The sequence below is a fragment of the Methyloparacoccus sp. NF-16 genome, assembly GCF_056880625.1.
This window is the reverse complement of the sequence record NZ_CP174130.1, coordinates 736514-749234: the sequence shown is the minus strand read 5'-3', so window position 1 is coordinate 749234 and position 12721 is coordinate 736514. Positions and strand designations below refer to the sequence as shown.

At 57.2% G+C, this 12721-nt stretch carries 7 protein-coding genes; all 7 read right to left on the bottom strand.

From position 1 onward, the window contains the following. Positions 1 to 5: 5 nt before the first annotated feature. The 7 genes from ACH5N8_RS03645 to ACH5N8_RS03615 all read right to left on the bottom strand — a co-directional run bounded on the left by ACH5N8_RS03645 (position 6) and on the right by ACH5N8_RS03615 (position 11477). Positions 6 to 305, bottom strand: a complete 300-nt coding sequence (locus tag ACH5N8_RS03645) for a HepT-like ribonuclease domain-containing protein (protein ID WP_483282537.1) — start codon at positions 303 to 305, stop codon at positions 6 to 8. 22 nt (positions 306 to 327) lie between these two features. Next, complete coding sequence (locus tag ACH5N8_RS03640; RefSeq protein ID WP_483282536.1) at positions 328 to 624, bottom strand: nucleotidyltransferase family protein; 297 nt, start codon at positions 622 to 624, stop codon at positions 328 to 330. A gap of 22 nt (positions 625 to 646) precedes the next feature. Next, positions 647 to 3652 (bottom strand): DUF1156 domain-containing protein, encoded by a 3006-nt coding sequence (locus tag ACH5N8_RS03635; protein ID WP_483282535.1) that lies wholly within the window; start codon positions 3650 to 3652, stop codon positions 647 to 649. Continuing rightward, positions 3649 to 5472 carry an Hsp70 family protein gene (locus ACH5N8_RS03630; protein WP_483282534.1) on the bottom strand — a complete coding sequence of 608 codons (1824 nt, stop codon included), beginning with the start codon at positions 5470 to 5472 and terminating at the stop codon, positions 3649 to 3651. The genes ACH5N8_RS03635 and ACH5N8_RS03630 overlap by 4 nt, the downstream gene beginning before the upstream one ends. Before the next feature lies 1 nt (position 5473). Continuing rightward, positions 5474 to 6691 carry a hypothetical protein gene (locus ACH5N8_RS03625; RefSeq protein ID WP_483282533.1) on the bottom strand — a complete coding sequence of 406 codons (1218 nt, stop codon included), beginning with the start codon at positions 6689 to 6691 and terminating at the stop codon, positions 5474 to 5476. A gap of 6 nt (positions 6692 to 6697) precedes the next feature. Beyond that, positions 6698 to 7642: a hypothetical protein gene (locus ACH5N8_RS03620; protein ID WP_483282532.1), complete on the bottom strand. Its 945-nt coding sequence runs from the start codon at positions 7640 to 7642 to the stop codon at positions 6698 to 6700. Between the two features lie 253 nt (positions 7643 to 7895). Further along, entirely contained in the window at positions 7896 to 11477 is a 3582-nt protein-coding gene (locus ACH5N8_RS03615; RefSeq protein ID WP_483282531.1) for a helicase-related protein, read from the bottom strand. Positions 11478 to 12721 lie beyond the last annotated feature (1244 nt).

Here is a 12721-nt window from a genome sequence, read left to right as displayed (position 1 = left end):
CTTGGCTATTCGTTGAAGGCTTGCAGTTGGGCCAGCAGTCCGGGGATTTCCCTCGTCACCGCCACCCAGACAATGTCGGTATCGATATCGAAGTAGGCATGCACCAGGCGGTTGCGCATGCCGATGATGGCGGGCCAGGGGATCGTGTCATGGGCCGCGCGCGTCTCGGCCGTCAGCTTGCTGGCGGCCTCGCCAATGATTTCGATCGCGCGTACGACGGCATACAGCAGCATGCGGTCCCGATCCAGGTCGGCGCGGGTACGTCCGTCGACAAAGTCGATGGCGTCCTCTGCGGCTTCGATCATGTGCCGCCAACGAATCTGGTCATCAGGCCGCATACTGCACCTCGGCCGTGCGCAGCACCTCGTCGCGGAAATAGCGCGACAGATCCCGGGCTGTGCGCAAATCGACCTTGCGGCCCAGCTTCTCGCCGAGCTCGATTTCCATGCCCACTATCTCCAGCAAACCCGGAATGTGGGCCGGATCGAACTCGACCAGCAGGTCGATATCGCTGTCGGGCCGGGCGGTGCCCTTGAGGACCGAGCCGAACAAGGCCAGCTTGCGGATATGGTGGGCGCGGCAAAACTGGGCTAGTTGCTGATCATCAATCGCCAAATGGGCCATCGGATTCTCCTGCGTGATCGCGCTAGAACAGTTCTTCCTGGACCGGGCTGCGGGCGACGACGTCGCGGGCCAGGCGGACGATCTCGGGCCAGCTTTGCACCAGGCCGTTATAGGCCAGCGCATCCTCGGCGCGCTTCTTCCGCTCGCAGAGGGTATAGAGCCGGTAGCAGAGTTCCCGGGCCACCTCGGCTTTGGCGCCAAGTTGGGCGACCAGCGCCGCCGCCGCGCTTTCGCCGCCTGTGCCCAGCGCACGGATCAACTGATGGACGCACTCCCAGGCGGTTAGGCGCCCGTCCTTGGCCGGGTCCCAGTCGGCCGGTAGTTCATCAGGTGGCAGCAATCGCACCTTGCCGCGTTTCGATTCGAGGATGCCGGCCTCGACCATGCCGGCGACGCTGGTGTTCTTGGACTTGGACAGTTGCTCGGCCACGCCGTATTCCCCCTCGGCGAAGCCCTGCTGCTCGAACCAGGTCAGCGCCCAGCGGCTGTCGGCGTCAAAGTCGCCTTCCTGCTCGGCCAGCGCTTCGTCGAGGGTCTGGTTGATCAGCGCCAGCGCCTCGCGCACGCTCAGCGGCTGGCCCTGCGCATCCAGCACTTTTGAGTAGCGGGTATAGATCGCCATACCCGGGCCGATAGCCGCCTGCGCCAGGTCCACCGGCGCGATATTGCCGCGCTGCAGATGGGCCAGGGCGACGGGCAATTCAGCCTTGAGCGCGTTGACGAACTCGCGGCGGGTGGCGGTGGTGGCGTCGGCGGGGCGTTTGCGGCAGACGAGGACGATGCTGGAGGCAAGGGCGTTAGAGTCAATGCCCCTCATACGGTTGGCAAGTTCGGTTCGCATCGGCCAAGTGCCACTGGTGGCGAAACCGGCGCGGATGACAGCATCGAGGAAGGTTTCCCACCCTGTACTGGCTGTGCCCTCTGTCATATCGCTCTCGGCTTGTTTGAATGCATAGTAGATAGTGACTGGGAAGGCCGGATGCGCTTGTTCGGCTAGCCGGTGCATTGCTTGGGTCATGCCATTGAGGAAGAACGCCTCGGCACCGGCCTTGCCATCGTGTCGGTAGGCAAATGCGACCAATTCCTCAGATTTGGGCACAGCGAGCGTCGCAAAGAGGTTGGGGAAAACGGGCCGAAGTGATCGGCGCAACCAGACGTAAAAGAAGTCCGACAAGTCAGCATAGGGAACATTGTCATAGTATGGCGGGTCGCTGGATACTACTTTATCGATGCTGATGGTCTGGGACTGTGCATCCTGCTGCGAAGCCTCAGACTTAACCAAACATGGTAGCTGTTCAACGACTCGCGCAATGTTTTTCAACGTTACGTTTAAATCTCCCATTGCGTTTGAAAAGACGTTCGGTTCGGCAAAGTCCCACATCATCGGGATAGCTTGCCGCGTAAAAAGGTGGATCGGCTGATCCATGCTCGCCTTCCATGACACGAGAGCATTTCCGCTATCGGCGATCTTGCTGACACCAAGGGTCAGATAAATAGCAACAGCCTCAGCATAGGCTGCAGGGTCGTTACATCCATCTTGCACCTGCTTGCCGAGGTTTATACCGCCGTTACTAAACGCATCCCTTTGCACACGCTCGCGCACGACATTTACTAGGTCGGAGAAAGTAGTTAGCGCCACCAGCTGACGATCTGTGAAAAGCTGGTCAAATCGGTCCATCCCATAAGGTTTTACACCGATGTACTGCGTGGTACCCGAGATTGTTACCTCCGGTCTCCAGTCCGGAACTGGTAGGCGTGCGGCTGATTCATGGTCTGCGTTTGGGGTGAGATAGAACCGCCTCCGATCGCCCCCTGCCACAATCGCCATCAGCCGTGCGCCCATGCGCCCCGCTTTGGCTTCAGCTTTTATGTAGTCGCCCGATATTGGAGTGCCGGTTATCAAGCACGCGAAGTTCGCTCTAGTTAGTTTGGTACCGTTCTTTGCCGCATCTGCATCCACCGGTTTACCCGCCTTAACGGTAAATTGGTAGCTATCGCCAACGATAACTGGTTGAACATAGGCCTCCTTTCCCGCCTTGGTTGAGAGCACGAAGGTCGACACGAGTGGCACATAAACATTGGCTAATGCTGGGTTCGGGCTCTTCACTGTCCGCGCCCAGAGCCAGGCGATCACAGTCAGTTGGCGGCCGACATAGGGCAGGAGATCGGGCCGCTCCCGCGCCATCTCGGCGGTGACTTCGACCTTCGGATACAGGTGACCAATGCGCTTTTCGGCCTCGTCGCGCATCCACTGGCCGTAGTAACGAACATCCTCGGCCAAGCCGGTCGCGCCCCTCCAGCTTCCGCTACTCGCCGCATTGGCGCGGGAAACAGGATTCACCGGCGGCTGGCCGGCAAACTTGGGCGGGATTTCAATCATCGCCTTGTTGATCAGCACCGCCACCGGATTCAGGTCGCTGGCGTAACTTTCCAGCCCCAGCCGCTGCGCTTCCAGCGGCAGCGCCCCTCCACCGGCGAACGGATCGTGAAAGGCCGGCAGCTTGTGCCGATCAAACAACTCGGCGGCGCGCGGATGGTCGGCGTTCTCGGCGCAAGCCCGCCGCCAACTGGCCCAGATTTCGTCCCGCGCGGCCTGCAGCACGGTTTCGTTGGTGGTGTTCTCCCACAACACCAGGTCCTCGATGATGCGGAACAGCCGCTGGCGCTCCTGGTCGGCCAGCACCTCGTCCAGGGTCGGTTCCGGCCCCGGTTCCGGGACCGACATGCCGGTACCCTCGGCTTTGTCGGCGAGGGTCCGCGCCTCCTCCCACAGTTTCCGCCGGGCCTTGAGCAGGCCCTCGGCCTTGCGCTTGAGCTTTGGGTCCGCGCGTAATACATCCACATAGGCGGACGGGTCATCCACCATCTGCGCGAAGATCACCGCCCGCGCCGCCGCCAACGGCCGCCGCGCCCACCATAGGTGCAAGGTGCTCGGGTGCCCATGCCGAATCGACTTCTCCCGCGCACACGCCTTGTTGATCGCATCCAGCGGCAAGGCGACTTCGATGAGTTTTTTCTTGGGGGTCATGGCTGCTGGTGGCCTGTTTGATTATTGAGCTGGGAGGACGAAGTGTTCCAAAGTTCGGAAGCGCACCTGCACAAAGGGTCATTGGCCGCACGTTTACAGATGGCACAGGGTTGGTAATACAGTTTTTCCATATCCTGAATCTTTGGGAGATTTGATTCCGGATCGAAATAAGCGGGGTTGTATGTATACAGGAGTTCTCCTGGCACAAAGAAATCATTTTTACGGTCCACGATATTGGATCGCAGAGCAAGGCTGCCGGATTCGTGGTCCTCCTTGTTGGTTGCAATATCATCCTCTTCATCGAGTATATTGTCGGCATCGGAAGCCTCGGCGAGAGACAAGGCGAACTCAAGATCGTGTACTTCTTCCTCCACCAGGTCTTTTTTATTGAGCGAGGTAGCCGTGGCATGGAGAATCAGGTTGTCATCAATCTTGATGTCAAGCTCAAGCCTTTCATGAAACGGGCGCGCAGCACCATCCACCGCAAGTACCATGACCGCCAGAGGCAGTCTTTTATCATTCGGCAGTATCTTTTTGCCAGGCCGCACCGGCGCGCACAACTGAAACTTGGCATGTCCATCGCGGGGGTCAACACAATACAAATGGAATTGATCGCCCTGCACCTCGCCTTCGGTAGGCATGGTAACCCCGGATTCAATGAGGGTAATATAGGAATTTCTGGCCATTAGTAGCTCAAACCTCTTGGCCAGTTGTAATTGCGCCCTATCGTGAGCTATCCAGGCTGCGCCCTCGGCAATGAGAGTTCCTGACTTGTCAGAAATATGGACTCGTTGTGCACCAAACCACTCGTGCAGACGGGCTTTAATCGCCGGCATGTTTGCCATGCCGCCAGTAGCCAGACACATTGAGATTTGAGCCGGTGCAATATTGGCCGACTCCAATAAGGTATTGATGCGGTTTAAGCCCTTATCCAGTAAGGGCGAAATGATGCTTTCCAGTTCATCACGGCTTAAGGAGTAGTCAAAATCTACATCTGCTTGACCTTTGAAGAAATCAGCTACATAAAGGCCAACCTGATCACGGGTGGATAAATCAATCTTGGCTCTTTCGCATCGGTGCAGTAGTCGCGTTTTGGCATCTATCGCTATTTGGGTTGATTCATCCAGGCCGCGCTGCTTCAAGGCCCGTCGTATGAGCTCATTTTTCATGATGTCGTCAAAGGCGTCGCCTCCGACTTCATCGGTACCATCATTCTTGATCTGGACCAACATGCCATCCATCAGGCGGCATAAGGTAAGGTCTAATGTTCCACCACCCCAATCGAAAACCAGAATTAACTTTCGATCATAGTTGCGAAGCATCGCAGCCAAATCAGTCTGGGATCGAAAATACCCATACAATGCAGCAAGGGGTTCATGCACAAATTGGACGATGCTGATACCGGCCTGCATGAAAGCATCACGAAGAGCCGCTCGCTGATAGCCCTTCATGTCGACAGGTATTGTTACCACGGCTCGCTCAAGGACTATGTTTCCTCGGGCTGTGGATGCCATTTTTTTGGCAACAAAATCAACAACATCTGCAACGATATCGACAGGGTTTCTTTCAATATTCTCGATGTAAATAGATTCCTTGCCGAGGTACATCTTGGGTGAACGTACCACATTGCCTTTGATGCCTAGTCCGGCATCGCCGAGGCGTTGTTTTGCCTCTGCGCCGACAATCGTTTTGCTTCCTTCGTAGCACACCACGGAGGGTATGGGTAACCCCTCATCATCGAGATAATTAATCGCCTTGCCGCCCTGGATATATGAAACGAGGCTGTTTGTAGTGCCAAAATCGAAGCCGACAACACTCATATTATTTCTCCAGGTCCAGTTCCTTGATTGCCGCGTAGAGTCCATCCAATACACGAGCCGCATGATCGTCCATGACGTGAATTTTGGGCGGATCACGCCGGAGTGCATGTAAGCCGTCGCTAAGTAGATTTGCTTCGGCTTTGAGCCGCCGTAATAACTTGGCTCGCATTTGCTCCTTGTCATCACGAAGGTGTGTAAGTGCATCTTCATGTGATTTTCTTTCGTTCAGCAATTGAGCTTCCATGCCGCGAAGCTTGTCATCACGTATCTGTAACTCCTGCGCAGATTTTTGGCATTCGCCCTCCAGCCTCACAACATTTTCCTCAAGATTCCTGATGCGAGACTGCAAGGCCGCATTGGATGCCGTCTGTACGTCAACTTCAGTTTTGAAGAGGGAGCATGCCTGTCCTACACCTTCCACATCAGTGATATCAGTGAGTATCCGGAGTTTGTGGGTTGTATCGGCATCTTTTGGCGCGCTTGGCATCCAAAGCGAGTCATAAAGCAATTTGCTGATCTGTAGGAGCGAATATGAGTAAGTCCCTTCAAGAAATATGGCAATACAATAAATGAGATTTGCCTGGAGTTTTTTATATTCTGCGAGCTTTAGATTGAAGTCCGTAATCCGCTTTTGTACCAATGCAATATCAGTCGCAAATACTTTCGATAGCGCTCTTTCAGGGCTCATTGAGCCTGGAATATTTCTGAGTACGTCTGATAATTGGTGGAAAGTAAAAAGTGGATTTTGATTCAGAGCGGCCAAGATGAACTTTTGTAGTTCGGTCCTGAGTGGAGGATATCTTTTGATGCCATGGGCCACCAATAAGAGTTGCTTGGGTACAAGAAGCAAAGAATCTTGCTTGGCAATTTCCAGTAGGCGAGTTTGAACATCTGGCCGTAATATAAAATCCTGGCTGATGGCCTTCTCAGTCTTTTCGCTCAGAGAGACCCGCTGCCCCTTTCGCTTGTAAGCATGTTCAATGAATTCCTCCAGGCTGCTCGGTTCCGGTCGTGTCTTTTCCTTTTTGGGTTCCGGATCTGCCGTGGGCGTTAGGCTTACCGGGGGGCGGGTGGGTTCGCCCCACTCCTCCTCAGTAAGTTCGGAAGCAGTTGGAACCGATGGAGGTCTATGTTTTGGCGGCACCTTACCTTGCTGCGATTCCGCCGTGGTAATTTCCCCGGTCTTCTTGTTGGTGATTGTTACGTTATTGGATTTCATAGATGATTACTGTAGTTTATGGCAGGCTTCAACAATATGTTCTGCCCATACGCTCAAGCTAGGATTGTTTCTGTATTCCTTGGCATATCGCAATGCCTGGTCTTTATTTCCATTCTGAAGGGAAAATTGCGCAAGCATGATGTGTAGCTTGGCCCTATCGTAGCCAGGCAGGTTCTGTCTGGAAAATACTTCCATCTCACCCATGTTGGACGCCCATTTTTTCCAGCCCGCAACACTCCAGCGCAGGATTTGCTCGGTTTCCATGTCGGTAATCAAGGGTTCCAGGCTTGCTCCTGTCTGTCCATGATCTAACTCATGTTCAGGTATAGGGTCATCTGTGCCTTCGAGCCAATGAACAAAACGCTTTGAAACAATTCCCAGTCTTGTTTGACCGGCTAACGACAGGACTTCGTTAAAATGATTGAAGTGAAATGCAATTACACCCCCAATCATCCTGGCCAAGGGTTGATCATAGGTCTTTAATTGATCCGCCGCCCGGGTGAACTTATCTCGATAGGCATCAAAAGGGAGGGTTGTTTCCTCGGAGCGCTCTTTTAACAGCACACCATAAAAATAGTCGGCAATTCCATCGCAATAGCCAATTGCTGTGTCATATCGCCTTGAGGCTTTTATGAAATCATCGATTGCGCGCTTATCCAGCCTACGCCCATGCGCGACTTCCTGAAAACAACGGCTGACACCCTGCAGATCTTCCTCTTCGGCAATCTCGAACCTTAGGGTGAAGACAGATTTAACATGGTCACCCTGCAATTCAATCGTGGCAGTGTCTTTTCGTAATTTGGCTAAGCCTTCTTCGAGTTCGGATTTAGTTACTGTCTTGCCATTGAGTAATGCTCCTGTGTAACCCTCGAATTGCAAATCACCTTCGGCCAGGGGTTTGGTGATTTTGATTGGAGTTCCACCTACTTCCACATCGCGGACGAATAGCATTGGCCTCGTATAAGGGTGGCTTTGAAACCGATGCTCTCTTAATTGGGCAAGGGTTGGAAAGGGCTCCTGGCAAGTGGAACAATGATATACAGGCGGCGATATAGTATACGAGTCACCAAGGCCATGCTCCTGATGAAATTCTATATATCCAGTATGCCAAAACCCCATTCCATGTCCTCCAGTATTCTTTTATGGTAAGCCCTGCTGACACACGCCAAAAAGGCTTTTAGTGACCATCATGCTGTTATGCTGGTTAATTAGGTTCTGTTGCTTTTCGCAGTAAGTCACTAAGGTCATAATTCACGCTCGTTACCCCGAAGTCCGGTTCCCGCTGGAAAGGCCGCCGGAGGTAATGCAGACGGTGTTCCGTGTCGTCCAGGAACTCGACGATGGCCAGAATGAAGTCGTCCGGCTTGTTGAGACTGGTCAGGATTTCATTCTTGGTCACCGTCACCGTGTCCGCCCCGGTTACCCGGCCCTTGACTTCGATAAAGCGTAATCGACCGCTGCCGGGTATGCGACTTTCGATGTCATAGCCGAGCTTTTCCAGTTCCCGGTCTACCGGTTCGTAACCCATGGCGCGCTCGGCCGCCATCACCACCGCGCGAGCTCGGGCGGCGGCGGCCTGAGTGTCGGCGGGCTGTGTAGGCAGCGGCTTTCCGGTCATGGCGGCGATTAGCCCCAGCGGCGCGACCACCAGGGCGCCGACCACGACGGGCGGCAAGGCGGACACCTGCGCTTCGCGGTCCAGTTCGGCCAGGCGCCGTTGCAGCCGGGTCTGCAGGTCATCGGCGCGGCGGCGTGCTTCCAGCGAATTCAGCCGCGCCCCGGCCCGGCCGGTCTGTTCCTGGAGTTTGAGTTGTTCGGCGCGGTGGTCCCAGTAGGCGATTTCCTTGGTCAGGCGATCCTTGACGGCCGCCCGGGTCTTGTCGATCCAGTTCAGCCGCCGGTCCCGAACTTCCTGGATGTGCTCGGGCACGACATGAGCAATGGCGTGGTGTTGCGCCTGCTGTTCGAGCGCCCGGGTGATCCAGGCGCATTCGGGCCGGGCCAGCAAGTCGGCCACCGAGGGCTCCTCGGCGGTGAGCGGCCGATAGTCGAGATAGGGGGCGTAGTGCAAGTTCCGGGTCTGGCCGGCGGCGTCCATCTCGACATAGAGCAGCCGCCGCGAGATGCTGCGGCGCTCCCCCGAGGGCAAGAGGCTGGCATCCTGGATGGCATGTTCCAGGGTGATGAGGACCCTGGGTTGCAGGCCGGGGTCGCGGGTATCGACCAGCACCGTGCCGCGTTTCAGCAAATCGCGGTGGCGTTCCAGGGTGAGGTCCAGGGCGGCATCGAGCAACGGGTGGCCCGGACAGACAAAGGCCGCGAACGGTTGGCCGGGTGGGGCGATCAGGGTCTTGTCGAAGGTGATGCGCTCATAGCGGGGCTGCACCGGATCGCCCGAACCGATCTGGCGGTCGCGGTTGCGCACCGGGGCGGGCACATGGGTCACCTCATAGCGGCGGGATTCGCGCTGGCGGATGCTGCCGCCCAGTTGCCTGAAGGCTTCCAGGAAAAACGCTTCGATATAGTGCGGCTGCAGTCGCCGCGCTTCGGCGCGTTCCATGTCTTCCCGTATGCGCGCCACGCGGCTGGCGTCCATGACATCATGGGCCAGCGCCCGGTCTTCGATCAGGCTTTCCAGGTTGGCGCGGTCGACGCCGCCGTCGATGGCGATGTTGAGGCGATCACGAATCTCCGGTTGGTCGCCGTAACGGATGGCCTGGAGCAGCAGCTCCCGGAGGGTGCGGGGTCCGCCGTCGTCGACAAACTGGAGTTTGCCCAGCACGTCGAACACCTGCCCACCCAGCGCCTGACGCGCCTCTTCGAGTTTCTCCAGCAGGCGGCGGTAAACGTCGCCCTCGCGGGTTTCCTCGGCCACCAGGTTCCACAAATGGCAGACTTCGGTTTGACCGATGCGGTGGATACGGCCAAAGCGCTGTTCCAGACGATTCGGATTCCAAGGCAGGTCATAGTTGACCATCAGGTGGGCGCGCTGCAGGTTGATGCCTTCGCCGGCGGCATCCGTGGCGAGCAGGACCTGGACTTCGGGATCGTGCAGGAAGCTGGTTTGGGCCTTGCGCCGTTCTTCCCGGCCCATGCCGCCGTGGATCATGGCGACCGCCTGCGGCCGGCCAAGAAGGGCGCTGATTTGGCGCTCCAGGTAATTGAGCGTGTCGCGGTGTTCGGTGAAGAGCACCAGCTTCTGGCGGGGCGAGGGCGTGTGCTTGGGTATCGGCCCCGAGCCAAAGGGCGCGGCGGGTTCGCTGATTCGATCCGAGAGCGCGGCTGGGGTAAATATCTCGCCGAGCAGGTGCGAAAGTTCGCGCCACTTGGTGTCCTGGCCGCTGCGCCGGACTTCACCGGCCAGGGCTTCCAGTTGCTCCAGCGTGGCGATTTCGGTCTTCAGTTCGGCCAGCGTGGCCGCCGCCGTGGCCTGGTCGAGTACCCGCTCCTCGGCGGCTTCGACTTCGTTCTCGGGCGCCTCATCCAGGTCCTCGACATCCTCGGCATCCAGCAGCGGGCCGGACTCCAGCGGAGCGCTGACAGCCGCCCCGCGCTGCAGAAGTTCCAGTTCGCGCCAGCGCTTCTCCAGTCGGTCACGGCGGCGACGCAGCGACTGGTAGATGGCTTCCGGGGAAGAGGCCAGTCGCCGCTGCAGGATGGTCAACGCGAAGCCGACCGTACCGGCCCGCTTGCCATTCTCCAGCGCCTCGGCGCGGTTGAATTCTTCCCGGACATAGTCGGTGACGGCCTTGTAGAGCTTCACCTCAGGGTCGGATAGCCGGTAGGGCACCGTGTAGGCAATCCGCTCGGGGAACAGGGGCCGGCCGTCGAATTTGAGCAGGTTCTCCTTGACCATGCGCCGCATCAGGTCCGCCACTTCCACCTGGTGAACGCCATCGCGGAATCGGCCCTCGAAACGGTCGCCATCCAGCAGGGCCAGAAACAACTGGAAATCTTCTTCCTTGCCGTTGTGGGGCGTTGCGGTCATCAGCAGGAAATGCCGCGTGAGTCCTGAAAGCAACTGGCCGAGCCGGTAGCGCTTGGTGTACTTGACCTCGCCGCCGAAGAAGGTGGCCGACAGCTTGTGGGCCTCGTCGCAAACGATCAGGTCATAGCGGCAATCCGCCGCCGTGAGCTTATGCTGAACGTCTTCATTGCGAGAGAGTTTGTCGAGCCGGGCGATGGCCAGATCGTTTTCGAGGAACCAGTTGCCGGTGCGGGCGGCCTCGAACTTGTCATTGGTCATGATCTCGAACGGCAGGTGGAAACGCCGGGACAGTTCGTCCTGCCATTGCTCCACGAGACTGCCGGGACAGACGATCAGACAGCGGCGCAAATCGCCGCGCGCAATCAGTTCCTTGATGAGCAGGCCCGCCATGATGGTCTTGCCCGCGCCCGGATCGTCGGCCAGCAGGAAGCGCAAGGGCTGGCGCGGCAACATGGCTTCGTAGACCGCCGTGATTTGATGCGGCAGCGGGTCGACGAGCGAGGTATGTACGGCCAGCACCGGATCGAACAAGTGGGCCAGGCGGATGCGATGCGCCTCGGCCACCAGTCGGTACAAGGCCCCGTCGCCGTCGAAACTCCATGGCCGGCCAGCCGCCACGATGTCCAGGCGGGGCTCGTCGTACCGGTAGAGGATTTCATCGGCGACGCGCCCATCCGGGCCACGATAGATCAGCGTCAGGGCGTCCGATCCATGCCAGGTGACATTGACCACGGTGACCGCGGCATCGGGCAGAACGCCACGCAAGGTAGCCTCAGGCTGAAGGTCTTCGAGGTTCAAGGGTGGTGTGTCCTGATCGGAAGGCAGGGTCCATTGCTCGTCTTTAGTCGTACTGTCCTATCCAGACCGTCCGAGTTTATGTATCAGAATAGTCCGGAATGAGTGGGAATCATAGTTGATGATGGCATAAGTGCCAATCCTCGCACTGATATGAGGAACATCAAGCCGGCTTTGACACCCATGAATGGCTCACACGAGTCCTTGCGAAAGCAGGCTGCGGGTGTCGGCCTTAACGCATGCCTGGTTCTTTATTGGTCCGATACAAATGATGAATCACGAGTTGCATGATAGGTTGAAGACTATCCATGTTGCTTGTAGGCTGAATCCAAGCGCACAAGTTGCAATTGACTTGAAACAGCCATGCATCCCGCAACTCGGATTGAACAATATGGATCGGTTGTAGAGGTCTAGCAAGGTTGAGTCGGGTGTCCCGTTTGCTGCGGGTGCGGGTTGACATTCGTCCCGGAAGACTCTGCCGGCATTACGGTGGAATACAGGGCATCACCGGCTAGGACAAGACCGGTATCACCCCGGAGATATAGCGGACCCGAATGCGAAGCAGTAACAACGACAAAAAGCGTTGAGAGATGAGAAATCACCCACTGAAAAGCCACAACACATTGATTGAGGCACCCTGCAAAATGCCAAGGGACAGATCTTCAACGGCTGTCCTACACTAAACAGAGAGCCTCGAATTCAATACAAAACTAAATTGAAATGATTGTTATCTTTTCATTTCAAATGAACTGACTGGCCACCGACTGGGCACCTGGCATTCATATTGAATTCATACCGGACAAGCGAAAGAGCTGAATATATGGCCCGGTTTACGCGCAGGGACTTGAGTGGACACCTACAACACACGCATCGAATACCCGTGCATGGGCCTGTGGTGCGCGAGAAAACGTCCATAAACAGACCCGGACAGCACCGCGCCAGGCTCTGAACACGACCAGAAACAGACTCGGCAACCCTTCGTCGAGCCCTTCGATCAATACCCGCTCACTGCCCTATCGATGACCGCGACCGACGCCGTGCCCACTCGCGGCCGCAGCGTGCGGATCAGCCTGATTACCGGACCCACGCGCCGTGGCCGCACCCTGCCGCCGCTCGACAGCGCCGCACCCAGCACCAGCGAGCCTGCAGGGGCCTTGTGGCGGCCAGCGGAGTACCGCCCGCCGCTGTGGACGTGGACCCGGCCCGTCGCCGCGTTCGTGGTGATGCCGTTCCGGGGCTGTCTCTCC

Excerpts from the sequence above, each read along its gene's own strand:
- ACH5N8_RS03625 (WP_483282533.1), bottom strand. The coding sequence starts at position 6,691 with ATGAAATCCAATAACGTAACAATCACCAACAAGAAGACCGGGGAAATT.
- ACH5N8_RS03645 (WP_483282537.1), bottom strand. The coding sequence starts at position 305 with ATGATCGAAGCCGCAGAGGACGCCATCGACTTTGTCGACGGACGTACC.
- ACH5N8_RS03640 (WP_483282536.1), bottom strand. The coding sequence starts at position 624 with ATGGCCCATTTGGCGATTGATGATCAGCAACTAGCCCAGTTTTGCCGC.
- ACH5N8_RS03630 (WP_483282534.1), bottom strand. The coding sequence starts at position 5,472 with ATGAGTGTTGTCGGCTTCGATTTTGGCACTACAAACAGCCTCGTTTCA.
- ACH5N8_RS03620 (WP_483282532.1), bottom strand. The coding sequence starts at position 7,642 with ATGCTATTCGTCCGCGATGTGGAAGTAGGTGGAACTCCAATCAAAATC.
- ACH5N8_RS03635 (WP_483282535.1), bottom strand. The coding sequence starts at position 3,652 with ATGACCCCCAAGAAAAAACTCATCGAAGTCGCCTTGCCGCTGGATGCG.